Origin of the sequence: Kribbella sp. NBC_00709 (assembly GCF_036226565.1) — a bacterium.
Taxonomy (GTDB): Bacteria; Actinomycetota; Actinomycetes; order Propionibacteriales; family Kribbellaceae; genus Kribbella.
Genome location: NZ_CP108996.1, coordinates 4,276,346 through 4,303,027, shown reverse-complemented (window position 1 = coordinate 4,303,027; position 26,682 = coordinate 4,276,346). Strand labels below are relative to the sequence as shown.

Here is a 26,682-nt window from a genome sequence, read left to right as displayed (position 1 = left end):
CCACCGACAGCACGCCCCCGCCGATCGGCGGGGGCGTGCTGCTGTTCTCACCGCATGGCGTAGGCGGCGATCACGGTTTGCGTGGTGCTGTCTCCGGCTGCGTCCGTTGCCGTGGAGCGCAGCGAGATGGTCTTGCCGGCAGGCGTCGGGAAGATCGCCTTGCCGCCGGCGACCGGCGCCTGCCTCCAGGTGGCTCCGTCATCGTCGGAGTACTGGAGCTGCACCTTCGTCACCGGACCGCCCTTGACCTCGAACGGCAGGACCGTGACCGGCTTGCGTTCCATCGTGTTGTTCCCGTCCACGTCCGGCCGGAACGCGACGGTGTGGATGGCGATCGCCGACTGGTCCGCGGACGACGCGAAGGTCGCCTCCAGGTCCATCCGCGTCGAGAACGGCCACACCTCCTGGGTGCCGGTCGTGACCAGCTTGTACGACGCCTTGCCGGCCGGCAGACCCGTCGCGCTGACGCTGCCGAACCTGTCCGAGGACCCGACCTCGGTCCCATCGCGGTACAGCGTCGTACTCGCGGACTTCGTGGCGATCAAGCCAGTGTGGCCGTCCGCGTCGTTGAGGTTGCGCATGTTGATGTCGATCCGGTCCGCGGACCGCGCGGCGGAGTACACCGACGGCACGAACGTCGCCGCGTTCCACCGCTCCTGGTAGTGCCGCCCGGTCTTGTAGACCACCGGGTCACCCTCGAGCATCCACTTCCCCAGCTGGTGGTCCGGCCCGTCGATGTCCTGCTCGGTCGTGCCGGCCCAGCCGTACGGCGTCTGGTCGACGAAGTACCGGATCGTCCGTGGCACATCGAGGCGGATGACCCTCGCCCATCCACTGTCGCCGGTCGGCTCGATCGCTGCCAGCATCTTGAACACGCGGGCTTCGCCGGACGCGTTCACGGTGCTGTCCACGACCGCCAGGTCGGACTGCTTCACCTTCCGGTCGAACCCGGTGGGGAACTCACCCGGCTGGAAGTTCGCGATCCCGTACAGGTACGGCGTGTTCGTGAACAGCCCGTCCTCGCCGGGGACGCCCCACTGCGACATCACGTGCCCGGTCAACTCGGACGCCGGCAGCTTCGGCCCGGCGTTGTAGGTGTACATCTCGCCCGAACGGAAGCCGGACGCCGAATAGTCGTACATGCCGTCCGCGACCTTCCGCGCGAAGCCGATGTCCGAGTTCGCCTGCTTCGCGTCGGCGTTCGGCACCGAGGTGGTGACGGGCTTCGCCTTCCGGGCATCGAGGACGACGGTCTGGTCCGCGGTCAGCTTCACACTCGGCGCGAGCAGCGTGAAGAAGATCCAGTCATCCGTCCCGCGCTCGAACTCCTGGAACTGGTTCAGCATGTACTCGCCCTGCGGCAGCCGGATCGACACCGTGCCGTTCTCGTCCGGCGAGTACGTCTCGTAGTGGTCGTTGTCGATCCCGGCGAGCGACACCGGGTAGTCCGGATCCGGCGCACCGTTCGGCTTGATCAGCTTGACGGTCAGCGTGTACGTCGGGATTTCCTTGTCCACCCCGACTGGTACGACGACCGTCTGGCCGCCTCCGGTCGCGGTGATGCGGCCGCTGTACAGTCCATCCGCGCCGCCGAGGCTGGTGTCCGAGGTCGCCTGCACAGACGCAGTACCGCCGGCCGGCACGGTCACCGAGTCGGCGCTCAGCTTCAGCGCACCGGCCGGAGCCGCCGTACCGTCAGGTCCGTTCAGCACTGACGACAGCGAGAGCGTGACGTCCGTGTCGCCCAGGTTGCGATAGGTGACCTCGCGGGCGACCGGCTGGTCGTCGGTGTGCGGGTACGACGCCTTGCCGAACGACACGCTGCCCGGCTCTTCGACGATGCTCGCCTTGATCGCCGTGGTCAGGTCGATCCGCCCGGCGCCTTGCTGGAACGACGTCTGATCGGCGGCGACCTTCGCCGAACCCATCAGCGCGCCCTTCAACTGCGCCGGGGTCCAGGACGGGTGCTCCTGCAACAGGATCGCGGCCGCGCCGGCGGTGTGCGGCGTCGCCATCGACGTACCCGACAGCCGCAAGTACATGTCGCCGACCGGCTCACCGATCGACGAGTCCTTCGACTTCGCCGCCACGATGTCCGTGCCTGGCGCAGTCACGTCCGGCTTCACCGCACTGTCGCCGACCCGCGGACCACGACTCGACAGGATGTTGAGCTGGTCCTGCTTGGTCACGTTGCCGACGGTCAGCGCCGCATCTGCGCTGCCGGGTGAGCCGATCGTCCCGTCCCCCGGTCCATCGTTGCCGGCAGCAACGACAAACAGCGTCCCGGTCTCCGCGGTCAGCCGGTTGACGGCCTCCTCGAGCGGATCGATCTCGGGCGTGTCCTGACCGCCGAGGCTGAGGTTGACGATCTTCGCCTTCACCTCGGTCGCGGCCCAGTCCATCCCGGCCAGGATCGCCGACTCGTCGCAGCCCCAGACCTCGCAGACCTTGCCGTCGTAGATGCGGGCGTCCGGCGCCACGCCCTTGTACTTGCCGTCCGAGGCCGCGCCGGTGCCGGCGATCGTCGACGCGACATGCGTGCCGTGCCCGACGAGGTCGTCGGCGGACTCGGTGGTGAAGTTCTTCTCCCCGACGACCTGGGTAGCGAGGTCAGGGTGGGTCGCGTCGATGCCGGTGTCGAGCACCGCGACCGACACGCCCTTGCCGGTGTATCCGGCCTGCCACGCAACCGGTCCACCGATCTGCGGCACCGACTGGTCCAGCAGGATCTTCCGCTTGCCGTCCAGCCACAGCTTGGTGAATCCGCCCGACTTCAAGAAGGTCTTGGCATCGGACTTGTCGACCTTCAGCGCCTCACCACCGATCGACGGCAGCTGGCGGGTGACTCTCGTCCCGGCCGGTAGGGCGCGCTTCGCCGCACCGGAGTACGTCGTCAGGACCGGGATCGTGCTGGTCGATGCGTCGTCGTACCCGTCCTTGACCAGCTCGGCGACGTCGAAGAGCCGGCGGTCGATCTGCCCGTCGCCGACTGCCTTGGTGACGTCGGCCGGGATCACGTACGTGTGGTCCTTGGTCCGATAGGTGTTGAAGCCGACGTCCTGCCGGCCTGCACCGGGTTCGATCGCCGCCTTGGTCACGTCACCGCCGGGCAGCACGACCCGGTCGCCGGTGATCAGCGTGACGCTGACGTCCTTGCCCCCGGTGGAACGGGCGGTGGCCGCCTGGCCGGACGGGACCGCGTGGGCGGGTCCGGCCAGACCGGCGGCCAGGCCCGCGACCGCCAGGACGGCGATCGCGGGCGTTCCTCTGCGCTTGAATCTCGCACTCACAGCCACTCAAGGCCTCCCCAGAAATCGGTTGTCTGCGCAAGGGTGTAAACGCGACAACCGATCTCCGGGGTTGCGTGCTCAGCCCAACGGATAAGCGCCGATAACGGTCAGATCCGTAATGTTCCCGGCACCGTCGACCAGGTGGGACTTCAGCGAGATCTTCGGTGCACCCTTCGGGGTCACGAAGATCACCTTGTACCCGCCGTGCCCGGTCGGCGCGACCGCGGCGTCGTGCCAGGTCTTGCCGTCGTCACCGGAGACCTGGATGGTCAGCTTCCGGATCGCGGGCACCGTCTGACCGGGCTGCGACTCGACCACGACGGGCAGCACGGTGACCGGTCTGCGCTCGGCCACGTTGTGGCTGTCCACCGTCGGCCGGTAGCGGATCCCGAGCAACGGCAGCGCCGTCTGCTCTGCGGTCGCCGCCGAGGAGAACGTCCAGCGCAGATCCATCCGGGTGCTGAACGTGCTGAACGACTGCCGCGTCTGCGTCGACTCCAGCGTGTACGTCGTCTTCGCTGCGGGCAGCCCTTGCGCCTCGACGTACCCGAAGTACGGCGACTCGGCGACGACCTTCCCGTCCTGGGTCAACTTGCTGGACTCCGCGTCGGTGGCGCTGTACCCGTTGTTCCCATCCGCATCGGCAAGGCCGAAGGCGGACACGATCAGGTCATCCTGGGCCCGGGCGGCGAGATCCGGCGCCGTCGTGAAGGCGGCCGCGTTGAACCGCTCCCGGTACGACTTGCCGGCCCGGTACGACTTCACCGGCGACATCAGCCGGCTGATCGTCTGCGGGAACGGGTCGTTCGGGTCGGTGCTCGGGATGATCTCGTCGGTCTCGGTCTGCCAGGTGACCGGCTTGCCATCGGCGTACAACGTCGTGGTCAACGGGGCCTTGCCGTAGTCGAGCACCGGCGACCAGCCGCCGTTCATGCCAGGCCCGTTGCCCATCACGACCCGCTCGATGGCCCGGTCACTCGCGGCGTTGGTGGCTTGTTCGACGACCGCCTGGTCCTTCTTCTTGACCGCCCGCACGAACCCGGTCGGGAACGCGCCGGGGAACGTGTTCAGCTGGCCGACGATGTACGGCGAGTTGTTGAACGACCCGTTGGCGTCGGGCTTCGCCCACTGCGACGCGACGTGGCCGGTGAACTGCTCGGGCGGCAGCGCGGGACCGAGCTGCGCGCTGTAGACGGCGTCGAAGTCGAACGACAGGCCCGCGTAGCCGAATCCGTACGAGCCGTCGGCGGACGTGCGGTCGAACCCGACGTCGGCGAGCGCGACCTTCGCGCCGGCCTGCGGCACGGTCACCTTGACCTGCTTGGCGACCCGCGCATCGAACACCACCGTGGTGTCCTTGGTCAGCTGGACCGACGGCTGCACGAGGCTGTAACTGACGAAGCTGCCGTCCGGCTGCTCGATGAACTGGCTGGCCTGCACCAGGTATTCGCCCTTCAGCAGCCGCATCGTCATGGTGTCGCTGCCGTCACCGAGGAACTGGAAGAAGTTCCGGTCCATCGCGGTCAGCACGCCCTCGACCGGAGCCGGCTTGCCGTCGGGACCGATCGCCTTCAGGGTCAGCGTGTAGCTCTCCTGCTCCTTCTCGACGCCGATCGCGCTCGTGACTGTGACGTCGCCGCCGGTCGCGGTGATGCGACCGGAGTACAGGCCGTCCGGGCCGTCGTGCTTGGTGTTCGAGGTCGCCTGCACGGACGCCGTACCGCCCGCGGGGACGGTGACCGACGTGGCGCTCAGCGTCAGCGCGTCGGCCGGGGCCGGGCTGCCGTCCGGACCGCTCAGCGAGGCGGCCAGGTCCAGCGTCACCGGCTGATCGCCGAGGTTGCGGTACGTCAGCGTCTTGGTGACCGGGGTGTCGTCGTCGTGCGGCCACACCGCCGTACCGAACGAGACGTTGCCCGGCTCGGCGATCACGGTCTGCTTGATGCCCTTGGCAACATCGACCCGGCCCGAGCCCTGCTCGAACGCGGTCTGGCCGTCGGCCGGCTTGGCCGACCCCATCAGCGCGCCCTTCAGCTCGGCGGCCTTCCAGTCCGGGTGCTCCTGGGCGAGGATCGCGGCCGATCCGGCCACGTGCGGCGTCGCCATCGACGTACCGTCGAGGCGCAGGTAGTCGTCGCCGACCGGCTCGCCGATGATCGAGTCCTTCGCCTTCGCCGCCACGATCGACACACCGGGCGCGCTGATGTCCGGCTTCACGGCCCCGTCACCGACGCGCGGCCCGCGGCTGGAGAAGTCTGCCAGCCCGTTCTGCTTGTCGACGGCGCCGACGGTGAGCGCGGCGTCCGCACTGCCCGGCGAACCGATGGTCCGCTCGGTCGGTCCGTCGTTGCCGGCGGCAATCACGAACAGCGTGCCGGTCTCGGCGGTCAGCCGGTTCACGGCCTCCTCGAGCGGGTCGATGCCCGGGCTGTCGGTGCCGCCGAGGCTCAGGTTGACGACCTTCGCCTTGACCTCGGTCGCGGCCCACTCCATCCCGGCCAGGATCGCGGAGTCCGGGCAGCTGCCGAAGTCGTCGCAGACCTTGCCGTCGTACAGCCGCGCGTCCGGGGCCACGCCCTTGTACTTGCCGTTCGACGCGGCCGCCGTACCGGCGATCGTGGAGGCGACATGGGTGCCGTGGCCGAAGTGGTCGCCGTCCGGTGCGTCGGTGAAGTTCTTCTCACCGACCACCTGGGTCGCGAGGTCCGGGTGCGACTTGTCGATGCCGGTGTCGAGGACGGCCACCGGGATGCCCTTGCCGGTGTAGCCGGCCTGCCACGCGGTCGGGGCGCCGATCTGCGGGACCGACTGGTCCAGCGTGACCTTGCGCTTGCCGTCGAGCCAGATCTTGTCGATCCCGGCCGCGCTCAGGACGCTTGCGGGCTTCGTGGCCGTCATCGCCGCACCGTTGATGACCGGCAGCTGGCGGGAGACCTTCGCACCCGGGATCGCGGCCCGCTTCTGGTTCTTCCCGGTGTACGTCACGATCAGCGGGAGCTTGTCGTCGTACCCGTCCTTGATCAGGTCGGTCACGTCGAACAGCCGGCTGTCGAGCTTGCCGGTGGACAGCTGCTCACGGACGTCGGACGGTACGACGTACAGGTGGTCCTGCAGGCGGTACGAGCTGAACGCGACGCCGGTCCGGCCGGCTCCGGGTCGCACCGAGGGCTTGGCCGGATCACCGCCCTTCAGCGTGACCCGGTCACCGGTGATCAGCGTGACGCTGCGGTCCTTGGCCGACGCCTTCGCGACCTGCGCGGCCTTCGCGGCCAATGGATGGGATTGCGGTGCTGCGGATGCATGGCCCGGGGCGGAGAGCCCGAGGCTCAAAGCGGCGATCGAGGCGACGGCGGCTACGCCGAGGCGCCTCGATCGTGGTGTGGATACCACGATGAGTCCCTCCCGATCGTTTGTCCTCACATCGGGCCGCACGTCGCCGTCGCCGATTGTCACGGGGCGGAGTCGAGCGACCACTCATCGGTAGATGTCCGGACCAGACCAAAAGGTTGCCTGCATCTCCTGCCACGGCAGGTTCCTGCCTGACTACTGCCCGTAAGGGCAACGCGGTCAGGCAGGCGGCGCGACCGCGGCGTCGCCTTGACCGGAGGCCGCGAGGGAGGCGGCGACGAAACCGGAGGACTTGAGGTCCTCGATCAGGTCGTGGAGGTAGGTGACGGTCTCGGGGCGCTTCGACCTGGCCGTGCCGACGGCCTGCTGGATCTGCATGAACCGCTCGTCGATCACGCGGACGTCGGGATGCTCAGCGGCGTACGCAGTGATCGGCTGCCGGATGCCGGCCGCCGCCTCCAGCCCTTCGGCCCGGAACACGTCCACGCCCTCCTCGCCACGGACGACCGTTGCCTGCTGCAACGTTCGGGTCAGGTACAGGTCGTACGCCGACCCTTCCTTTACCCCGATCCGCACGCCCTCAACGTCCACGTCGGCGACCGTGGCCGGCGCCGAGTCCCGCGGTACGGCGTAGACCCCCTCGATCACGACGTACGGCGCGGTGAACGCAACCTCCTCGGCCCGGGCCGGCTCGATCGCGAGGAAGCAGATGTCCGCCTGCCCGGTCGTCAAGGCCTCGAACGACTTCCGCGCCGCGTCGAAACACACCAGCTCGAGCGGCAGCTCCAGCCGCTCGGCCAGCTCCCGCGCGATATCCACGGTGACCCCGCCCGGCGCATCCGGCGTACCGTTCGCCAGCACCGGATTCCCGAGGTTGATCGAGGCCCGCAGTACACCGGTCGGCGCGAGATCCGCTGCAACAGTCGTCATACCCGCGACCCTATCCGTCACCCACGCGGCCGATGCCCGCCGACTGACGCATCCTGTCAGTCCATTGCGTTGTGCGGTTCAGTAGTGATCGCGGAGGTGCGCCGAGGCGGTCCGGGCGGCCGCGGCCAGTTCGTCGTCCTTCGACGGCGCGAACACGGCGGTCGTCGGCGTCGGGGTGGCACGGAGCAGGCGGGTGCGCAAGGCGGTCGGCGGATGGTCCACATCAGCGCGGCCGTTGCGCGCCTCGTCCAACCGCACCAGCCGCACGAACTCGTGCTCCGGGATCTCGGCCGCGGTACGCCGAAGTACGTCGAGCGGATCGCTGCCCGGCTCGAACCGGACGGCGCGTTCGAGCGCGCGGTAGCAGGTGCCCGCAAGCAGCACGCGCTCCAGCGATCGAGCAGTCGGCTCCGAGCCGACGTGCTCCGAGACCCGCCGGTCGATCCGGTACTCGCGCCGTTGCCGGCCGGTGAGGTCCAGCCTGCGCAGCAGCAGCCGGTACCCACGGATCGGCGGTCCGAAGACGGCACTCGCGATCCGGACGAGGCGGCTGTGCAGGACCTGGTCGTCACTCCCCTGCCCGACCAGGACGACCACACCCTCCGAAGACTTGAGCTTCCCGTTGCCGGCCGAGTCGAGCGCCCCGGGCTGCACGGTCGCGGCCAGCTCGTCGAGGATGTGCTCCGCCGCGCCGAGCACCCGATCGTGGGCGCCGCGCTGGTCGTCGTACAGGGTGTGGGCGAGGACGGCGTACCGCTCCTGAGGGCTGAGCACGGCCCAGGCCGGCAGACCGAGTCGCAGCACACGGCGGTACCGCCAGCCGATCCGGTCGACGGCGATCCAGGTATCGGTGGTCACCACGACGCTGTCCAGCTTCGGCGTGCCGGTCTGCGCGGCCAGACGATCGAGTACGTCGTACAGCTGGGGAGCTCGTTCTCTGGTCACCGCCGGAGCTGCGCTGGGAAGCCGCTTGATGCGGGGCCGGAAGATCGCCGTGAAGATGAAGGCGATCGCCGCGAACGGTGCGGCGAACAAGAGCGGGCGGTAGAACACCAGCAGCGCCACTCCGCCGAGGAAGAGCGGCAACGGCACCAACAACACCGGCAACGACAGCAGGAACGCGCCCAGCGATCTCTCCGGCCCGGGGGTCCGTCCGGCGGCAAGCGCATCGGCGAGCTTCTGCTCCCGTTCGACCTGCCGTGCAGGCTCGCTGACGACGGGCGTGGCGTTCAGATTCCAGCCGCAGGACTGGCACCAGGTGACGTAGCGGGGATCAGCCGCCAGGGGTCGCGCGCAGACGGGACAGTGATCGACGGCCATGGTCGAAGGATGCGGCATTGCGGGGCCAACCAACGAATTTTTGTAGAGACATTGTGTAAGTCGGGGGGGCGGTCCTACTGTGTGCGCATCAACCATCCGATGGGGGTGCAATGAAACGTCGGAGTATGGGGCTGCTGCTGGCGGCGGCGATGGTCGTTCCGGTGACCGTCGCGGTGCCGGCCGAAGCGCACGGCAGCGACAAGCGAGTGGTGGGGTACTACACCAACTGGAGTGGGTACGACCGGAACTTCCTGGTCAGCGATCTGGTGAAGAACGGGTCCGCGGCCCGGCTGACCCAGATCAACTACGCGTTCGGCTTCGTCGACGCTCAGGGGAACTGCATCAGCAGCGACCCGTGGGCCGACTACCAGCGACCGTTCAGCGCCGAGCAGAGTGTGAACGGCAAGGCCGACGAGCCCGGACAGGTGCTCAACGGCAACCTCAACCAGTTCAAGGAGCTGAAGAAGAAGTACCCGAAGCTCCGGATCAGCATCTCGCTCGGCGGCTGGACCGGCTCGGCGCACTTCTCCGACGCGGCGCTCACGCCGGCCTCCCGGGCCGCGCATGTGAAGTCGTGCCTGGACATGTGGCTGAAGGGCAACCTGCCCGGCCTCCCCGCCGGCGCCGCGAAGGGCATCTTCGACGGCGTCGACCTCGACTGGGAGTGGCCGGCCAGCGAAGGCAACCCGGGCAACGTGATCCGGCCCGAGGACAAGCAGAACTTCACCGCCCTGGTGCACGAGTACCGCAAGCAGCTGGACCGGCTGTCCGGGCGGCCCGGCCGCTACAACCTGACCGCGTTCCTGCCCGCGAACCCGACGATGATCGCCAAGGGGTTCGAGGTCCGCAAGCTGTTCAAGGACCTGACTTTCGGTACGACGCAGGGCTACGACTACCACGGTCCCTGGGAGACACTCACCAACCAGCAGTCCGCGATCGACGGACCCAAGGGTGACCCGACCACACCGGAGTTCAGCTCGCAGGTCACGATCGACGCGTACCTGTCCCGCGGCGCACCACGCGACCAACTGGTGATGGGCGTGCCGTTCTACTCACACGGCTGGACCGGCGTGACGAACGCCAACCACGGTCTGTTCCAGCCGTCGACTGGCGCGGCGCCGGCGACGTACGAGGCGGGCACCGAGGACTACCGCCTGCTCAAGGCACATTTGCCCGACTACACCGTCTATCGCGACAACAAGGCCGGGTTCGCCTGGCTCTTCGACGGTACGACGTTCTGGACCTGGGACGACCCGGTCGAGATGACCCGCAAGGCGCAGTACATCTCGCACCGCGATCTGGGCGGCGCGATGATCTGGTCACTCGACGGCGACACAACAAATGGGGAGCTGATCTCGGCGTTGCACCGTAATCTTCGCTGAGTGGATCTGAAGGCACTCCAGGACCGGTTCGGCGCAGCTCATGCCGAACCGGTCCACGTCGGTTGCTCCGGGGCGACGGTCGTCCGGCTCGATCGCGGGCCGGAACGCCTTTACTACAAGGCGGGTCCCGGGGTCTCCGACGAGGCGGACCGGCTGGCCTGGCTCGGCTCGACCGGCTTCCCCTGTCCGCAGGTCGTTGATCGCGGCAACAATTGGCTGCTGACCACCGAGTTGCCCGGGCGCGACGCATCACAGGACTGGCCGGCCGCCGACCGTCCCGCAGTACTCGCCGCGATCGCCGACGGCCTCCGCGCCCTGGACGAGCTGTCCGGCTGCCCGTTCCCGTCGCCGTTCCCCGGCGCCGGCGACGCGGTCACGCACGGGGACTACGCGGCCCCCAACGTCTTCGTCGACCCGGAGACGCTGCGCTTCGCCGGCCTCCTCGACCTCGGTCGCCTCGGCGCCGGCGATCGGTACCTGGACCTCGCCCTGATGTTCAAGAGCCTCCGCGGCGACCTCAACCCGCAGTACGGCGGCCCGCCGGCAGCCCGGCGCTTCGTCGAGCTGTACGGCGGCGATCCGGACGACCCGCGGATCAAGCACTACGGCACCCTCGACGACAGCGGCGACTACATGCCCTGAGGCCGCTGTCGCCCGAGGATCAGTCGGTACTGCGGAGCTCCGTCGGGGCGCCGTGGACCGCGGGGATGCTGCCGAGCTTGCCGGCCTGGAAGTCCTCGAAGGCCTGCACGACCTCGGCCCGGGTGTTCATCACGAACGGTCCGGCCATCGCGATCGGCTCGCGGATCGGGCGGCCGCCGATGACGAGCACGTCGAGGTTCGGCTCCGCCTGCGGCTGCGACGTACCGGCCTGGGTGCGGATCGTGTCACCCGGGCCGAAGACGGCGAGCTGACCCTTGCGGATCGGCCGCCGGTCGGCGCCGACCGTACCTTCGCCGGCGAGCACGTAGACGAGCGCGTTGTACTCCGGCTGCCACGGCAGCACCAGCTCCGCGCCCGGGCTGACCGTCGCGTGCACCAGCGTGATCGGGGTGTGGGTCGAGCCGGGGCCGTCATGACCGTCGACGGAGCCGGCAATCACGCGGATCAGCGCACCGCCGTCCTGCGTGGAGAGCAGCGCGGCGTCGCCGCCGCGGATGTCCTGGTAGCGCGGGGGCGCCCACTTGAGCGCCTTCGGCAGGTTCACCCAGAGCTGGATGCCGTGGAACAGGCCGCCGCTCAGCACCAGGTGCTCCGGCGGCGTCTCGATGTGCAGGAGCCCCGACCCGGCGGTCATCCACTGGGTGTCGCCGTTGGAGATGATGCCGCCACCGCCGTTGGAGTCCTGGTGCTCCATGATCCCGTCGAGCATGTACGTGACGGTCTCGAAGCCGCGGTGCGGGTGCCACGGCGTGCCCTTCGGCTCACCCGGCGCGTACTCGACCTCGCCCATCTGGTCCATGTGGATGAACGGGTCCAGGTCGCGGAGGTCGACGCCCGCGAAGGCACGCCGTACCGGGAAGCCCTCGCCCTCGTAGCCGCTCGGAGCCGACGTCACCGACTTCACTCCGCGCTCGTGCGCGACCCCCGGCTCCGGCGGGTTGATGCGGGGCAGGACGGTGATGTCGCTGACGGTCACGGCGGGCATGGTGGCGCTCCTCGCTGGTTGATAGTTCAAGAATAAACTATCTGCCCGAACCACAGCAAGAGCGCGGGCATTCCCGGCTCACAGGAACCTCCCAGCCGACGTCCAGGGACGCCGAAGTCCCAGTTGTCATCGTCGCCAGTGGAACCCATCCGCGAACTGGAGACGATCATGACGACGCTGCTCGACCGACCCCGTGAAACCCTCGACCCGTCCGCCGAACCGCCGGTACATCCGCCCGGCAGGCTGCGGCGGCTCGTGCGCGGGCCGGCCGGGCAGGCGGCGTACGTCCGGCCGGCCGCGCTCGCGATGCTCGTCGGCACCGCGTTCCTGTACCTGTGGAACCTGACAGCCTCGGGGTACGGGAACAGCTTCTACGCCGCCGCGGAGCTGGCCGGGACGCAGAGCTGGAAGGCCTGGCTGTTCGGATCGCTCGACGCGGGGAACGCGATCACGGTCGACAAGCCGCCGGGCGCGCTCTGGGTGGCGACCGCGTTCGCGCGGGTGTTCGGGTTCAACAGCTTCACCGTGCTGGCCCCGCAGGCGTTCATGGGGATCGCAGCGGTCGGGCTCCTGTATCTGACGTTGAAGCGGTTGGCCGGTCCGGTGGCGGGGTTGGTGGCCGGCAGTGCGCTGGCCCTGACGCCGGTCGCCGTACTGATGTTCCGGTTCAACAACCCGGACGCGTTGCTCGTGCTGCTGATGGTGGCGGCGGCGTACTTCGTCGTACGGTCGCTCGAGAAGGCGTCGGCGCGGTGGCTGGCGCTGGCCGGGGTCGCGATCGGGTTCGCGTTCCTGACCAAGATGGGACAGGCGCTGCTGGTGCTGCCGGCGTTCACGCTGGTGTACCTGAACGCGGCGCCGACGTCGTTGCGGCGGCGGTTGCTGCATCTGCTCGGCGCGCTCGGTGCGCTCATCGTGAGTGCCGGGTGGTACGTCGCGCTGGTGGAGCTGTGGCCGGCGTCGAGCCGGCCGTACATCGGTGGGTCGACCAACAATTCGCTGCGGGAGCTTGCCCTTGGCTACAACGGTCTCGGTCGGCTGCTGGGTGGTTCGGGCAACGGTGGTGGTGGAGGTGGCGGTGGAGGCAACACCGGGTTTGGCGGAAGCACTGGGATCACCCGGATGTTCGGATCCGCCTTCGGCACCGAGATCTCGTGGTTGTTGCCTGCGGCATTGATCGCACTGGTCGGTGGACTGTGGGTGACGCGGCGTGCGCCGCGGACCGACCTGGTCCGGGTCGGGTTGGTGTTGTGGGGCGGTTGGCTGCTCGTGACCGCGGGCGTCTTCAGCTTCATGAGCGGGACGATCCACCCGTACTACGCCGTCGCACTTGCCCCGGCGATTGCTGGGCTGGTCGCTCTGGGCGTGGTGATCGGGCGCCGGGCACGGTGGTTGCTCGCGGCCATGGTTTTGGCTACTGGGGTTTGGGACTACGTGCTGCTGACCCGTACGCCGGAGTTCGTACCGTGGGCGAAGTACGTCGTCGTCGCGGCCGGGGTGATCGGCGCGGTGCTCCTCGTCGCCGGGCGGCTGGTTCGCCGGGCAATGCCTGCGGTGGTTCTCGCGCTGGTGGTGTCGCTCGGGCTCGGGAGCACGGCGTACGCGGTGTCGACCGCGTCGCAAACCCACAACGGATCCATCCCAACCTCAGGCCCGACCACCACCGCCATGGGCGGCGGGATGGGCGGCGGGATGGGCGGCGGGATGGGCGGGGGCGGCGGCGCACCAAGCCGCACCGGCGGCCCAGGCGGAACCACCGGCACACCCCCCAGCCGCTCCGGCACCTCCGGCACGACCGGCGCTTCCGGTTCGGCTGAAGCGGGGGCACAGGGTGCTGGTGGGATGGGCGGAGATGCATCTGCCAGCAGTGAGTTGACTGCTTTGTTGGAGAAGACGACCACGACCTGGGCTGCCGCGACCAGCGGGTCCCAGTCGGCGGCGTCGCTCGAGCTCGCGACCGGCAAGTCCGTCATCGCCATCGGCGGCTTCAGCGGCACCGACGACGCGCCAACCCTCGCGCAGTTCAAGCAGTGGGTAGCCGAAGGCAAGATCGCCTACTACATCTCCGGCGGTCAGGGCGGTGGCGGCGGCAACTCGTCCGCCGCGTCCGAGATCCAGGCCTGGGTCACCGCCAACTACACCGCCACGACCGTCGGGAGCACCACGGTGTACAAGCTCACGACCTGAGGATCCCCAGGCCATCACAATCACCCGGCCCAGCCCGCCCACCGCCTGACCGGCGGCCGAGGCACCGATTGTGATGGCCTGGCGATCCGGACCTCCCCACTGACCGAGCCCGCAGCCGCCGCGTCGACCAGCACATTCACGCCCGGCGCCACGCGCGGGAGCGGGCTTGGTCAGTGGCGGAGGTCCGGTGCCCGGTGGCGCATGGCAGACTCTGGTGGCGTGACGGCGCAGATTCTGGACGGTAAGGCGACGGCGGCGGCGATCAAGGACGAGTTGAAGGTCCGGGTCGCGAAGCTGGCCGAGCAGGGCGTGGTGCCCGGGCTCGGCACGATTCTGGTCGGCGACGACCCGGGCAGCCGGGCGTACGTGGCCGGCAAGCACCGCGACTGCGCGGCGGTCGGGATCTCCTCGATCCAGGTCGAGCTGCCGGAGACCGCGACCCAGGACGAGATCGCCGCGAAGGTCCGCGAGCTCAACGAGAACCCGGACTGCACCGGCTTCATCGTCCAGCTCCCACTCCCGAAGCACGTCGACACGAACACGATCCTCGGGCTCATCGACCCGGCGAAGGACGCCGACGGGCTGCACCCGATGAGCCTCGGCAAGCTCGTCCTCGGCCAGGACGGTCCGCTGCCGTGCACCCCGAAGGGCTGCGTCGAGATCCTCCGGCGGTACGACGTACCGATCGCCGGGGCGCACGTGGTCGTCGTCGGGCGCGGGGTGACCGCTGGCCGGCCGATGGGGCTGCTCTTCACCCGGCGGAGCGAGAACGCGACCGTCACCCAGTGCCACACCGGCACGAAGGATCTCGCGGCGGTGGTCCGCACCGGCGACATCGTGATCGCCGCGGCCGGTTCGGCCGGCCTGATCACCGCCGACATGGTCAAGCCCGGCGCCGTACTGCTCGACGTCGGCACCAGCCGCAGCGCCGAGGGCAAGATCGTCGGCGACATCGAGCCCGCCGCCCGCGAGCAGGCCGCCTGGATCGCGCCGATGCCCGGCGGGATCGGCCCGATGACGCGAGCCATGCTGCTCACCAACGTCGTCGAGGCCGCCGAATCGAGCCTGCCCCAGTGACCACAGGACCTGTTCTGAAGGTGAGAGTGACGTGCTGATGGCAGGAGAGGCTCAGCGCCGCAGCCAATGGCCGCTCGCGTTGTCGCTCCTGGCCGCGCTCACCGGGCTGGTCGTGCTCTGGTTCTACGACTGGCGGAACGGCGTACTGATCTTCGCCGGCAGCGTCGGCCTGGCCGGCCTGCTCCGCGCCGCCCTCACCGACACCGCCGCCGGACTGCTCCACGTCCGCAGCCGGATGTTCGACACGACGTTCCTGTTCCTCACCGCAGCAGCCATCGCCCTGCTGGGCTTGATCATCCCGAACTAGACCAGCCGACGCCGCACGCGTCGTCCAGATCTACGTCGACTCGTGGAACGAGGGCTTCGGCGACCTGATGCCGCCCATCGTGGTCAGCGACGCCCCCAGGTGTCCTACCGCCACCGGCTCAACGCGCAGCGAGCGTGATCAGGGCGTCGGCCAGCGAGCCGCGCCAGCAGGCGTAGTCGTGGCCGCCGTTGTACTCGGCGTACTCCACCTCGTAGCCCTTGCTGCGGAGGATGGTCCGTAGGTGGCGGTTCGTGACCAGGATGGACGGGCCGTGCTCGGGGGTCTGCCCGCGCTCCAGGAGGCCGGCCTCGATGTAGAAGCGCACCGGCTGACGCTCGGACTCGGCGTACTGGCGGTTCAGCCACTCGTGCTCCGGATCGTCCTCGGGACTCCACCAGAACGAACCCGACTGCGTGATCACGTTACCGAACACGTCCGGGCGCCGGAGTCCCGCGAACGCGGCCGCCTGACCGCCATGGCTCTGGCCGGCGACGATCGTACGCGCCGGATCGGTCGTGATCCGGTACTGCGAGCGCGCCCACGGGAGCAGCTCGTCGGTGAGGTACTCCAGGAACGGCGCACCACAAGGGAGTTCGCGGTTGCGGACCTCCTGGGTCAGGCTGTCGACGAGAACGGCCACCATCGGCGGGATGCGGCCGGCGTCGATCAGGTTGTCCAGGATGGTCGGGAACGGCATCGGACCGCGGACGGTGTCGCCGTCGAACAACACGAGCAGCGGATACGGCTCGTCGTCCGGTTGATAGCCGGGCGGGGTGTAGATCCAGATGCGGCGCTCGTTGTCGAGGATCTCGCTGCGGTGCAGAGTCTGGACGAGCTCGCCTTGCTTGCCGTCCGCACGCTGAGCCAGCCACGGCTGCGCGGGCGCGGAAGGCAGCTCGATCAGCGACACCACGGTCTCGTCCGAGCTGAGGAACTCGTCCGCGGGATAGGTGAACGTCGCCGGGTTGAACGGATCGGTGAACCAGTCCGCCGTACGCTCCTGCCAGTCCTCGGCCTCGGCCGCTGAGCCATCACTGTCGTCGACCGCCAGCCGGTAGGTGCAGCGCAGGTCGGCGCGTACCCGGAAGGTGAGATACCAGACGTCGGTCCCGTCGAGCCGACGCATCAGGTTGCCCGGCGCATCCCACCCCGCAGGCCCACCGAAGACCGCAACACTCTTGACCGCCTCACCCGCCCGGTGCAAAAACGTCAGCCAAACATCCCGCTCATCATCCGCGACACCCTCAACCAGCGGTGCGCCCCGCTCGGCAACTTCACCCCAAAACTCCTCAACCCGCCCCGAATCAAGCCCCCGCAACCGCGGACTATCAACCCGCTCAGACAACTACCTCAACCCCTCAGGTCACGGAACGACAAGACATGCACCGACGAGCCCACGCCGCTGCCGACCCTATCGCCGCACCCGCCCACCGCGGCCGGTTCAGGTGAGAAGTAGCACTTACAGGTTCTAGAACCTAGAGGTACTATGCTTGGTGGATGGCATTCACGATCGTCTACACCGACGGCTGCTACGAGTGGCTGCACGACCTGCCTGCCCGCGATCGGATCCGGCTGCTCGCTCGCGTCGATCTTGTCGCTGAGCAAGGGCCAGGGCTCGGCAGGCCCGTCGTGGAGACGATCAAGGGATCACGTCACGCGAATATGAAGGAGTTGCGGAGCGGGACCATGCGGGTGCTGTTCGCCTTCGACCCGATCAGGCAGGCAGGCAGTGTTGCTGATCGGTGGCGACAAGGTGGATCGATGGGAGGCGTGGTACCGCGAGAACATCCCGATCGCCGATGAGCTCTACGACGAGTGGTTGATCGACCTGAAGAAAGGTGGCCAGGAAACATGAACTGGTGGAGGAGATGGCAGTGAAGTACAGGACGCATCAAGAGGTGCGGGACGAGTTCATCAAGACCCCGCAGGACGAGGCCGAGGTCGCCGGGTTCAAGCACGAGGCTTTGGCGGAGGTCCGCGCACACCGGCTGGCCGATGTGCGGCAGCAGTACGGCCTGACCCAGAACGACCTCGCGGACAGACTCCACATCACCCAGACCGCGGTGTCCAAGATCGAGCGTGGCGACCTGGCTCGCTCGGAGCTGAGCACCATCCGCAAGTACGTCGAGGCGCTCGGCGGCAAGCTCGAGATCATCGCCGACTTCGGAGACGAACGCCTGGTCCTCGGCTGACTGCCATCAACTCACGCCCTGCACGAGACCTTCCCTAGGTATCTTCAGTCGCCGGCACGGAGGGTTACGTCACAGTCCTCGCCACCATGTCGCCTCCGACAAGCACAGTCCGCCGCGGGGGCTACATGGCTAGTGGAAGAAGTGGCGGGTGTTGGTGAAGTACATGGTGATGCCGGCCTTGGTGGCGGCTTCGATGGCGGCTTCGTCCCGGATGGAGCCGCCTGGTTGGACTACTGCCTTGACGCCGCCTTCGATCAGGACCTCGAGGCCGTCGGGGAAGGGGAAGAAGGCGTCCGAGGCGGCTACCGAGCCGGTGGCGCGCTCGCCGGCGCGGGAGACGGCCAGGCGGCAGGAGTCGACTCGGTTGACCTGGCCCATGCCGACGCCGACCGAGGCGCCGTCGGTGGCCAGCAGGATCGCGTTGGACTTGACCGCGCGGCACGCCTTCCAGGCGAACGCGAGATCGGCCAGCACCTCGTCGGAGGCAGGCGACCCGGCAGCCAGCGTCCACGCGGCAGGGTCGTCGCCGGGAGCCTGGAAGCGGTCGCGGTGCTGCAGCAACAGCCCGCCGCTGATCGCACGCATCTCGACCGTCTCGTCCGCGGAGACGGCCGGCGCCACCAGCAGGCGGATGTTCTTCTTGCCCTGCAGGATCTCGACGGCGCCGTCCTCGAAAGCCGGAGCAACGAGGACCTCGGTGAAGATCTCCGCGACCTGCTTGGCCAGATCCACCGACACCGGGCGGTTCGTCGCGATCACACCGCCGTACGCCGACACCGGGTCGCACTCGTGCGCCCGCCGGTGCGCCTCGGCGATGTCCTTGCCCACGGCAATCCCGCACGGGTTCGCGTGCTTGATGATCGCCACGGCCGGCTCGCTGAAGTCATAAGCGGTACGCCGAGCCGCATCCGCGTCGACGTAGTTGTTGTACGACATCTCCTTGCCGTGCAGCTGCTCCGCCCCGGCCAACCCGCCGCGGCCGTTGAGGTACAGCGCCGCCGGCTGGTGCGGGTTCTCGCCGTACCGCAGTACGGCGGACTTCTCCCACGAGGACCCCACCCACGCCGGGAAGTTCGAACCGTCGCTGGTGTCGGTGAGCACGCTGCCCATCCACGACGCGACCGCGATGTCGTAGTCCGCCGTGTGCACGAACGCCGCCGCAGCGAGCTTCTTCCGCTCCTCCAGCGAGAACCCGCCCTCCTCGAGCGCGGTGAACAGCGACGGGTACTGCGCGGCCGACGTCACGACCGCCACGTTCGCGTGGTTCTTCGCCGCGCCGCGGACCATCGACGGCCCGCCGATGTCGATCTGCTCGATGCACTCGTCGACCGACGCACCGGAAGCGACCGTCTCGGTGAACGGGTACAGGTTGCTCACCAGCAGGTCGAACGGCTCGACCCGCATCTCGCGCAGCTGCTCGACATGCTCGTCCCGACGGACGTCGGCCAGCAGACCCGCGTGCACCATCGGGTGCAGCGTCTTGACCCGCCCGTCCAGGCACTCGGGGAATCCGGTCAGCTCCTCGACCTTCGTCACCGGTACGCCGGCTGCCGCGATCCGGGCCGCGGTCGAACCGGTGGAAACGATCTGCACACCGGCCTTGGACAGCGCCGACGCCAGCTCCTCCAGACCGGTCTTGTCGTAGACGCTGATCAGCGCCCGGCGGATCGGCCTGCGGTCGGTGCTCACTTCAGTCGAACCTTTCGTCCGGTGATGGTCCAGCCGTCGCGCACCAGGCGGCCGACCCACTCCACCAGCTGGCGGCGTTCGACCTCCTTGATCCGCTCGGTCAGGTCTTCTTCACTGTCGTCATCGAGAACCGGTACGACGACCTGCGCGATGATCGGCCCGGTGTCGACGCCGCCGTCCACGAAGAACAGCGTCGCGCCGGCGACCTTCACGCCGTACTCCAGCGCGTCCCGCGGACCGTGGATGCCGGGGAACGCGGGCAGCAGCGCGTTGTGGGTGTTGATGTACCGGTCGCCGAACGCCGCGAGGAAGTCGTCGCCGACGAGCTTGAGGAAGCCCGCGGAAACGACCAGGTCGGGCTTGTGCTCCAGGACCGACGCGGTCAGCGCCTGGTCCCAGTCCGCCCGCTCCGGGTAGGCCTTCACCTTGTGCACGAACGTCGGCACGCCGGCGGCCGCGGCCCGGTCCAGGCCGGCGATCCCGTCGCGGTCCGCGCCGACGGCGACCACCTGAGCGCCGTACGCCGGGTCCGCGCAGGCGTCCAGCAGGGCCTGCAGGTTCGATCCCGATCCCGACACGAGCACGACGAGGCGCGCAGCAGAACCGGAATCAGAAGCAGAAGTCACGGCGGGCAGCCTATCGCTCCGCGTCGGCCTCTTCCGCAGCCGGTCGGCGGGAGGCGGCCACGGCGGCCGTGATCGCGGCCCCGATCGCCATCCCCGCGGTCAGTACGCCGGCCGCCGGCAGCGCCCCGGGAACCCCGATCGCCGCCATCCGCCCCGGCCCGGCCGATCCGCCCGACATCGCCAGCAGCACGAACACGATGATCCCCGCGAGCAGCGCCGCCATCGCGCCCCGCAGCGCGAACGCGTCCCAACCCAGCACGTCAGAGTCCCGCTCGACCCGCCCACGCCGTACGACGACCAGCCCGGCGACCGCCCCGGCCACCAGCGGCACCAGCGCGGTCAGCACCAGCAGGTACGACGGAGTCGCGCCGTCGGCAGGTACGGCGGCCAGCAGCGGGAACGCGGGCAGGTTGCCGACGTCCACGCCGGTCGGCGCGATCGTGGTGCCGGTCCCCAACTGGAATCCGGGCCCGGCGAGGAACGCCACGACGTACAGCACCATGTTCGGCATCAGCATCAGGCAGATCGCGAACAGCACGATGGAGCCGATCACACCGGCGTCCAGGAGCTCGAGCATGCCGGTGATCCGGGAGAAGTGGATCGCGAGCAGTACGGCGTACAGCAGTGTGGCGATCGCGAGCACGGTCAGTACGGCGGCGATCGCGGCGGGAACTGTGTCTCGCAGACCGGCCGGGGTTGCGTCGGCGAAGTCCTCCGCGGCACCGGACTCGACCAGAATTCCGGCGGTGCCGGCGACCAGCGCCAGCGAGAACGCGCCGAGGAACGCGGACAGTGGTGACACCTTCAGCGCGCCGTCCGCCGTGAGCAACCCCACCACCAGCCCGCCCAGGCCGTAGACGAGCGCGAACGCTCCGGCCAGCGAGATCAGGTCCTTGGTCCGGTCGGCGGCGCTGGAGCGGGCCGCGGACTTGCCGCCGCGGTACAGGCACCAGGCGAAGAACAGGGTCAGTCCGAGCGGCGCGATGCTGATCCGGCCGGCGCCGATTGTGACGGCGGCCTTGTGCGCGACCAGCCAGGCCGAGGCGCCGGCCCGGACCGCGCCGGACGCGCCGCCGAACGTCGCGCCCAGCCAGCCGATCACCGCGACCGCGGCGCACGTGAGCAGACCAGTGAGCAGGCAGGCGCCGGCCGAGATCACGGCCGACACGACCAACGGCTTGGTCTGGGCGGCGATCTCCGACGTGGGCGTAGCGCTCGATTCGCCGTCCCGGGCGCCCGGGCGGCTCAGCATGTCGGTCATCTGACTCCCATCGTCTCCCCGGGCACGGACGCCACTCGTCCTGACACGCCGGATGTGGGACACTTCAGCCCGCTTGCTCACCCTCAGTTCCGACGTGTTCGCTTGGTGGTAGCGGAGTGGGAGCGACGTTGGTCTACCCGGTACTGTCGGGTGGAATCAGTCAGGAGGTCGAGCTTTGGCCGGTTCCCACCGTGCATCACGCGGCGGCGGTCGCGCCGCTGCCCGGGAAGCGCGTCGCCAACAGGCGCGCAAAAGGAACCAGACGATCGCGGCCGGCGTAGCGGTCGTAGTGCTGGTCGGCGGCGGCGGTGTCGCCGCGCTGAACGCCTTCGGCGGTGACAAGACGCCCGACCCGAAGGCCGGCAGCAGCGCGTCCGACGACAAGCCGGCCAACTCCAACGTGCTGGCCGACGACAAGGCGCTGCTCGACGCCGTGGGCGCGAAGTCGCTCGGGGCGACCGGCGCCTGGGCGGTCACCAAGACCGCCGACGGCGACTCGGCACCGGCCACTTCGTTCGCCTGCCAGGCGCAGCGGTTCGCAGACCCGGCCGGCCTGCGGACCTGGGTCCGCACCTTCCAGAACGCGACGACCAAGGACACCGCCGTTCAGTACGTCGAGGTGTCGCACGACAAGACCGCCGCGGCCGCGACCTACACCTCCGTCGTCCATTGGCTGAGCCAGTGCACCGCCCCGCAGACGCGGCTGTCGTCCGGTTACGTGACCACCGGCGTCGGCGAGCGCGGCGTGATCGCCGTGTTCGGTCAGGTGCCCGGGTCCAAGACGAAGTACAAGACCGTCGCGGTCACGCTGGCCGGTCAGGCCACCATCGTGGTCGAGCACGACACCGTCGCCGCCCTGCCGCCCAAACCCGACGCCGTCCTGGCCACGGCGAACGCCGCGGCGAAGAAGATCTGCGACCAGTCCGGCGGCTGCGGCACCGGCGCTCCGGTCGCCAAGCCGGCCCTGCTGCCGAACGTCGACGCTCCCGGCTTCATGGCCTCGGTCGACCTGCCGCTGCTGCCCGAGATCGACAAGCCGTGGGTGAGCGCCCCGGCCGCGAAGGGCAGCCCCGGCGGCACCGGCTGCGAGAAGATCGACTTCAAGAAGACCAAGCCGACGAAGTTCGGCACGGTCACGTACGTGACGCCGGAGGCGAAGGTGCCGACCGAGTTCGGTCTGGACGACACCGTCGCGAAGTTCGCCACCACGACCGCGGCGGCGAACTTCGTCAGCCAGATCCGCAAGAACGTCGACGCCTGCGAGAAGAACGTCTCGAACGCGAAGGTCGAGTCGACCGGCACCATCCAGACCAGCACGATCAAGGGCAAGAGCTGGAAGGCGACGTACGACACCGGCGACGGGAAGAAGTTCGTCTACCGGATCGGGATCGCCGGGTCCGGGGACCGGGCCGTCTACGTGCTGTTCCCGGTACTGAAGGAGCTCGACATCTCCGACACGATGTTCAACGACACCGTGACCCGCGCGGTCGACCGCTCGGCCGCCTACAAATAACGACGGGACCTGCCCCCGAAGGGACAGGTCCCGCTCTGTTCAGCAGCTACTTGCTCAGCCCCTGCATGATCTCGCGCATCAGGTTGGCGGTCTCGGTCGGCGTCTTGCCCACCTTCACGCCGACGGCCTCGAGGGCCTCCTGCTTCGCGGCCGCCGTACCCGACGAGCCGGACACGATCGCGCCCGCGTGTCCCATGGTCTTGCCCTCGGGCGCGGTGAACCCGGCGACGTACCCGACGACCGGCTTGGTCACGTTCTCCTTGATGAACGCGGCCGCCCGCTCCTCGGCGTCGCCGCCGATCTCACCGATCATCACGATCGCGTCGGTGTCCGGGTCGTCCTGGAACGCCTGCAGCGCGTCGATGTGCGTCGTCCCGATGATCGGGTCGCCACCGATCCCGATCGCGCTGGAGAACCCGAAGTCCCGCAGCTCGTACATCATCTGGTACGTCAGCGTGCCCGACTTCGACACCAGACCGATCCGGCCCTGGCCGGCGATGTCGGCCGGGATGATGCCGGCGTTCGACTCGCCCGGGGTGATGATGCCGGGGCAGTTCGGGCCGATGATCCGGGTCTTGCCGGACGCCTGCGCGGCGGCGAAGAACGCGGCGGTGTCGTGCACCGGCACGCCCTCGGTGATCACCACGACCAGCGGCACCTCGGCCTCGACGGCCTCCAGTACGGCGTCCTTGGTGAACTTCGGCGGGACGAAGATGACCGACACGTTCGCGCCGGTCTCCTTGACCGCGTCCGCGACGGTGCCGAACACCGCGACCGACTTGCCGTCGAAGTCCTGGCTCTGGCCCGCCTTGCGCGGGTTCACGCCGCCGACGATGTTGGTGCCCGAGGCAAGCATCCGGGTGGTGTGCTTGGTGCCCTCGGAGCCGGTCATGCCCTGGACGATGACCTTGCTGTCCTTGGTCAGGAAGATAGACATTGTTCGGCGATCCCTTACTTCGCAGCCAGCTCGGCGGCGCGCTTGGCGGCGCCGTCCATCGTGTCGACCCGCTCCAGACCGGCCAGGCCGGCCTCGTCGAGGATCCGGCGGCCCTCCTCGGCGTTGTTGCCGTCCAGCCGGACGACCAGCGGCTTGGTGACGGCCTCGCCGCGGCTGGCGAGCAGCTCGAACGCCTGCACGATGCCGTTGGCCACCGCGTCGCACGCGGTGATGCCGCCGAAGACGTTGACGAACACGCTCTCCACCTGCGGGTCGGAGATGATGATCTCCAGGCCGTTGGCCATCACCTCGGCCGACGCGCCACCGCCGATGTCGAGGAAGTTGGCCGGCTTCTGGCCGCCGAACTCCTCACCGGCGTACGCGACGACGTCGAGGGTGCTCATGACCAGACCCGCGCCGTTGCCGATGATGCCGACCGAGCCGTCCAGCTTCACGTAGTTCAGGCCCTTGGCCTTGGCCGCCGCCTCCAGCGGGTCGGCCGCCGAGACGTCCTCGAACTCGGCGTGGTCCGGGTGCCGGAAGTCCGCGTTCTCGTCCAGGGTGACCTTGCCGTCGAGCGCCTCGACGTTCCCGTCCTCGAGCTTGACCAGCGGGTTCACCTCGACCAGCGAGGCGTCCTCGGCGATGAAGACGTCGTACAGCTTGACGATCTCCGGCACGACGGCGTCGATCACGTCGGCCGGGTACTTCGCGGCCACGGCGATCTCGCGCGCCTTGGCGTCGTCGACACCCTTGGCCGGGTCGATCGAGATCTGCGCGATCGCGTCCGGGTCGGTGTGCGCGATCTCCTCGATCTCCATGCCGCCGGCGGCGGAGGCGATGCAGAGGTAGTTGCGGTTGGCCCGGTCGACCAGGAAGGAGAAGTAGTACTCCTCCGCGATCGCCGCGGCCGGGACGATGTTCAGGATCTTGACGACGTGACCCTTGATGTCCAGCCCGAGGATCTCGCGGGCCTTCTCCTCCGCCTCGTCCGGGCTCGAGGCCAGCTTGACGCCGCCGGCCTTGCCGCGCCCACCGGTCTTGACCTGGGCCTTCACGACCACCCGGCCGCCGATCTTCTCGGCCGCCGCGCGGGCTTCCTCCGGAGTCGTGACGACCGCACCCACGGTCGTCCGCACTCCGTGCTTGGCGAAGACCGTCTTCGCCTGGAACTCCATCAGATCCACGAGTGTGGTCCCTCTCTCGCCTGTACGGGATCCTGACACTAGCCACCCTGGTGATCAGGACAACAGCCGGGGTCAGTGCTGAGACGACCGTCACAGCCTCCCTGCAGCCCCATGTCAGGCTAGATCACATGACCGATGCTGAGATCAGACCAGCTGACGACTGGTGGCGTAGCGCCGTCGTCTACCAGGTGTACCCGCGCTCGTTCGCCGACGCCACCGGTGACGGCACCGGCGACGTGAACGGCATCCGGGCCCGGCTGCCGTACCTCGCCGACCTCGGGATCGACGCCATCTGGATCAGCCCGTGGTACCCGTCCCCGCTGCTCGACGGCGGGTACGACGTCGCCGACTACCGCGACATCAACCCGGAGTTCGGCACCCTGGCCGACGCCGACGCGCTGATCGCCGAGGCACACGCGCTGGGCCTGCGGATCCTGATCGACCTGGTGCCGAACCACTGCTCCTGGGAGCACCCGTGGTTCAAGGCCGCGCTGGCGGCAGGCAAGGGCGCTCCGGAGCGCGACCTGTTCTGGTTCCGGGACTCCGAGGACGGCGGCCCGCCGACCAACTGGCCGGCCGCGTTCGGCGGCGGCGCCTGGCAGCAGATCGACGACGGCCAGTGGTACCTGCACCTGTTCGACATCTCGCAGCCGGACTGGAACTGGGACAACCCGAAGGTGATCGAGGAGTTCGACGCGATCCTGCGGTTCTGGTTCGACCGGGGCGTCGACGGCTTCCGGATCGACGTGGCCGACTCGATGGCCAAGGACGCGACCCTGCCCGACGTACCGCTGCACAACGGGGAGCCGACGCGGGACAAGTACGTCGGGAACCCGTTCTACGACCAGCCCGGCGTGCACACCATCCACCAGCGCTGGCGAGCGATCGCCGACGAGTACGCCGATACGCCGCAGGGTCCCCGGGTCTTCGTGGCCGAGGCGTGGCTGTCGCCGGCGGAGCGGCTCGCGCAGTACGTCCGGCCGAACGAGCTGCACTCCGCCTTCAACTTCGACGCCCTGCGCGCCGCGTGGGACGCGAAGGAGCTGCGTGAGGTGATCGACCACAGCACCGAGAACCTGTGGGCGGTCGGGGCACCGGCCACCTGGGTGCTGAGCAACCACGACACGATCCGGCACCGCACCCGGTTCGGCCGCGACAAGCGGGACGCGCTCGAGGGTGCGGGCGCCGTACCGACCGATCTGCACCTCGGACTGCGCCGGGCGCGGGCCGCTGCGCTGCTGGAGTTGGCGCTTCCTGGTGGCGCGTACATCTACCAAGGCGACGAGCTCGGACTGCCCGAGGTCGAGGACCTGCCGGAGGAGGTGCTCGACGACCCCACCTGGGAGCGTTCCGGCCACACCGTTCGAGGCCGCGACGGCTGCCGCGTCCCGATCCCGTGGTCCGGCTCGGAGCCGCCGTACGGCTTCGGTCCAGGTACCGGCCAGCCATGGCTCCCGCAGCCCGCGGACTGGTCCGGTCTGACCGCCGAGGCGGAGGCCGGCGACCCTGACAGCCACCTGAGCCTCTACAAGGCGGCGCTCCGGATCCGTCGCGACCACCCGGCCCTCGGCGAAGGCCGCCTGGTCTGGGATACCGACATCCCGGCCGGCGTCCTCTCCTTCACCCGCGAGCCGGGCTTCCGCTGCGTGGTCAACATCAGCGACGCCCCGGTCGCCCTGCCGCCCCACCAGCAGGTGCTCCTCGCCAGCGAGCCCCTGACCGACGGCGTACTCCCGGTGGACACCACCGTCTGGCTCGAGGTCTGAACCAACGAGAAACGGCCGGAGC

General features: G+C 69.1%; 20 protein-coding genes and 1 pseudogene. 10 read left to right on the top strand and 11 right to left on the bottom strand.

The features are described 5' to 3' along the window. Window positions 1-47: 47 nt before the first annotated feature. The 4 genes from OHA18_RS21175 to OHA18_RS21160 all read right to left on the bottom strand — a co-directional run bounded on the left by OHA18_RS21175 (window position 48) and on the right by OHA18_RS21160 (window position 8,888). Complete coding sequence (locus tag OHA18_RS21175; protein ID WP_329005899.1) at window positions 48-3,290, bottom strand: S8 family peptidase; 3,243 nt, start codon at window positions 3,288-3,290, stop codon at window positions 48-50. Between the two features lie 78 nt (window positions 3,291-3,368). Beyond that, a complete protein-coding gene (locus OHA18_RS21170) occupies window positions 3,369-6,563 on the bottom strand; it encodes a S8 family serine peptidase (RefSeq protein ID WP_329005898.1) in 3,195 nt (1,064 codons plus the stop codon). A 294-nt stretch (window positions 6,564-6,857) separates the two neighbouring features. Beyond that, entirely contained in the window at window positions 6,858-7,568 is a 711-nt protein-coding gene (locus tag OHA18_RS21165; RefSeq protein ID WP_329005896.1) for a transporter substrate-binding domain-containing protein, read from the bottom strand. Between the two features lie 78 nt (window positions 7,569-7,646). Next, window positions 7,647-8,888 carry a M48 family metallopeptidase gene (locus tag OHA18_RS21160; RefSeq protein ID WP_329005895.1) on the bottom strand — a complete coding sequence of 414 codons (1,242 nt, stop codon included), beginning with the start codon at window positions 8,886-8,888 and terminating at the stop codon, window positions 7,647-7,649. A gap of 110 nt (window positions 8,889-8,998) precedes the next feature. Here OHA18_RS21160 and OHA18_RS21155 point away from each other — a divergent pair, with 110 nt between their 5' ends. Beyond that, window positions 8,999-10,270, top strand: coding sequence for a glycoside hydrolase family 18 protein (locus OHA18_RS21155; protein WP_329005894.1), 1,272 nt, complete (start codon window positions 8,999-9,001; stop codon window positions 10,268-10,270). After that, window positions 10,271-10,912, top strand: a complete 642-nt coding sequence (locus tag OHA18_RS21150; RefSeq protein WP_329005893.1) for a phosphotransferase — start codon at window positions 10,271-10,273, stop codon at window positions 10,910-10,912. It begins immediately after the preceding gene. Between the two features lie 19 nt (window positions 10,913-10,931). Here the strand turns inward: OHA18_RS21150 and OHA18_RS21145 are convergent, their stop codons facing one another. Beyond that, window positions 10,932-11,918 carry a pirin family protein gene (locus tag OHA18_RS21145; RefSeq protein ID WP_329005892.1) on the bottom strand — a complete coding sequence of 329 codons (987 nt, stop codon included), beginning with the start codon at window positions 11,916-11,918 and terminating at the stop codon, window positions 10,932-10,934. Between the two features lie 138 nt (window positions 11,919-12,056). Here OHA18_RS21145 and OHA18_RS21140 point away from each other — a divergent pair, with 138 nt between their 5' ends. The 3 genes from OHA18_RS21140 (at window position 12,057) to OHA18_RS21130 (ending at window position 15,489) form a co-directional block, all read left to right on the top strand. Further along, window positions 12,057-14,105 (top strand): glycosyltransferase family 39 protein, encoded by a 2,049-nt coding sequence (locus tag OHA18_RS21140; RefSeq protein ID WP_329005891.1) that lies wholly within the window; start codon window positions 12,057-12,059, stop codon window positions 14,103-14,105. Between the two features lie 219 nt (window positions 14,106-14,324). Further along, entirely contained in the window at window positions 14,325-15,182 is an 858-nt protein-coding gene (locus OHA18_RS21135) for a bifunctional methylenetetrahydrofolate dehydrogenase/methenyltetrahydrofolate cyclohydrolase (RefSeq protein ID WP_329005890.1), read from the top strand. A 37-nt stretch (window positions 15,183-15,219) separates the two neighbouring features. Next, complete coding sequence (locus OHA18_RS21130; protein WP_329005888.1) at window positions 15,220-15,489, top strand: DUF3017 domain-containing protein; 270 nt, start codon at window positions 15,220-15,222, stop codon at window positions 15,487-15,489. A 118-nt stretch (window positions 15,490-15,607) separates the two neighbouring features. On the opposite strand, the gene fes is transcribed toward OHA18_RS21130, so the two are convergent. After that, on the bottom strand, window positions 15,608-16,807 hold the full coding sequence (gene fes / locus OHA18_RS21125; RefSeq protein WP_329005887.1) for an enterochelin esterase: 1,200 nt from the start codon (window positions 16,805-16,807) through the stop codon (window positions 15,608-15,610). 179 nt (window positions 16,808-16,986) lie between these two features. Between fes and OHA18_RS43350 the strand changes: the two are divergent. From OHA18_RS43350 to OHA18_RS21115, 3 genes and pseudogenes are all read left to right on the top strand, one after another. Then, window positions 16,987-17,154, top strand: a pseudogene (locus OHA18_RS43350) (hypothetical protein); the annotation flags it as partial. 64 nt (window positions 17,155-17,218) lie between these two features. After that, a complete protein-coding gene (locus OHA18_RS21120) occupies window positions 17,219-17,344 on the top strand; it encodes a hypothetical protein (protein ID WP_329005886.1) in 126 nt (41 codons plus the stop codon). A gap of 19 nt (window positions 17,345-17,363) precedes the next feature. Next, window positions 17,364-17,681, top strand: coding sequence for a helix-turn-helix domain-containing protein (locus OHA18_RS21115; protein WP_329005885.1), 318 nt, complete (start codon window positions 17,364-17,366; stop codon window positions 17,679-17,681). Window positions 17,682-17,810: 129 nt separating this feature from the next. Here the strand turns inward: OHA18_RS21115 and purH are convergent, their stop codons facing one another. From purH to OHA18_RS21100, 3 genes are read right to left on the bottom strand one after another with little or no spacing between them, the layout of a single operon-like run. Beyond that, window positions 17,811-19,370 (bottom strand): bifunctional phosphoribosylaminoimidazolecarboxamide formyltransferase/IMP cyclohydrolase, encoded by a 1,560-nt coding sequence (purH, locus tag OHA18_RS21110; RefSeq protein WP_329005884.1) that lies wholly within the window; start codon window positions 19,368-19,370, stop codon window positions 17,811-17,813. After that, window positions 19,367-19,996 carry a phosphoribosylglycinamide formyltransferase gene (gene purN, locus OHA18_RS21105; RefSeq protein ID WP_329005883.1) on the bottom strand — a complete coding sequence of 210 codons (630 nt, stop codon included), beginning with the start codon at window positions 19,994-19,996 and terminating at the stop codon, window positions 19,367-19,369. The genes purH and purN overlap by 4 nt, the downstream gene beginning before the upstream one ends. A gap of 10 nt (window positions 19,997-20,006) precedes the next feature. Then, complete coding sequence (locus OHA18_RS21100; protein ID WP_329005882.1) at window positions 20,007-21,257, bottom strand: cell division protein PerM; 1,251 nt, start codon at window positions 21,255-21,257, stop codon at window positions 20,007-20,009. A 175-nt stretch (window positions 21,258-21,432) separates the two neighbouring features. Between OHA18_RS21100 and OHA18_RS21095 the strand changes: the two genes are divergently transcribed. Continuing rightward, entirely contained in the window at window positions 21,433-22,770 is a 1,338-nt protein-coding gene (locus tag OHA18_RS21095) for a hypothetical protein (RefSeq protein WP_329005881.1), read from the top strand. A 46-nt stretch (window positions 22,771-22,816) separates the two neighbouring features. Here the strand turns inward: OHA18_RS21095 and sucD are convergent, their stop codons facing one another. Continuing rightward, on the bottom strand, window positions 22,817-23,707 hold the full coding sequence (sucD, locus tag OHA18_RS21090) for a succinate--CoA ligase subunit alpha (RefSeq protein ID WP_329005880.1): 891 nt from the start codon (window positions 23,705-23,707) through the stop codon (window positions 22,817-22,819). 14 nt (window positions 23,708-23,721) lie between these two features. Next, a complete protein-coding gene (gene sucC / locus OHA18_RS21085) occupies window positions 23,722-24,894 on the bottom strand; it encodes an ADP-forming succinate--CoA ligase subunit beta (protein ID WP_329005879.1) in 1,173 nt (390 codons plus the stop codon). 128 nt (window positions 24,895-25,022) lie between these two features. On the opposite strand from sucC, the gene OHA18_RS21080 reads away from it, so the two are divergent. Beyond that, window positions 25,023-26,660: a glycoside hydrolase family 13 protein gene (locus tag OHA18_RS21080; protein WP_329005878.1), complete on the top strand. Its 1,638-nt coding sequence runs from the start codon at window positions 25,023-25,025 to the stop codon at window positions 26,658-26,660. Window positions 26,661-26,682: the final 22 nt, after the last annotated feature.

What these genes read in the sequence shown, in the direction of transcription:
- OHA18_RS21165 (WP_329005896.1), bottom strand. Translation starts at nt 7,568, where the DNA reads ATGACGACTGTTGCAGCGGATCTCGCGCCGACCGGTGTACTGCGGGCC.
- OHA18_RS21160 (WP_329005895.1), bottom strand. Translation starts at nt 8,888, where the DNA reads ATGGCCGTCGATCACTGTCCCGTCTGCGCGCGACCCCTGGCGGCTGAT.
- OHA18_RS21155 (WP_329005894.1), top strand. Translation starts at nt 8,999, where the DNA reads ATGAAACGTCGGAGTATGGGGCTGCTGCTGGCGGCGGCGATGGTCGTT.
- OHA18_RS21145 (WP_329005892.1), bottom strand. Translation starts at nt 11,918, where the DNA reads ATGCCCGCCGTGACCGTCAGCGACATCACCGTCCTGCCCCGCATCAAC.
- OHA18_RS21130 (WP_329005888.1), top strand. Translation starts at nt 15,220, where the DNA reads ATGGCAGGAGAGGCTCAGCGCCGCAGCCAATGGCCGCTCGCGTTGTCG.
- OHA18_RS21100 (WP_329005882.1), bottom strand. Translation starts at nt 21,257, where the DNA reads ATGACCGACATGCTGAGCCGCCCGGGCGCCCGGGACGGCGAATCGAGC.
- sucD (WP_329005880.1), bottom strand. Translation starts at nt 23,707, where the DNA reads ATGTCTATCTTCCTGACCAAGGACAGCAAGGTCATCGTCCAGGGCATG.
- OHA18_RS21080 (WP_329005878.1), top strand. Translation starts at nt 25,023, where the DNA reads ATGACCGATGCTGAGATCAGACCAGCTGACGACTGGTGGCGTAGCGCC.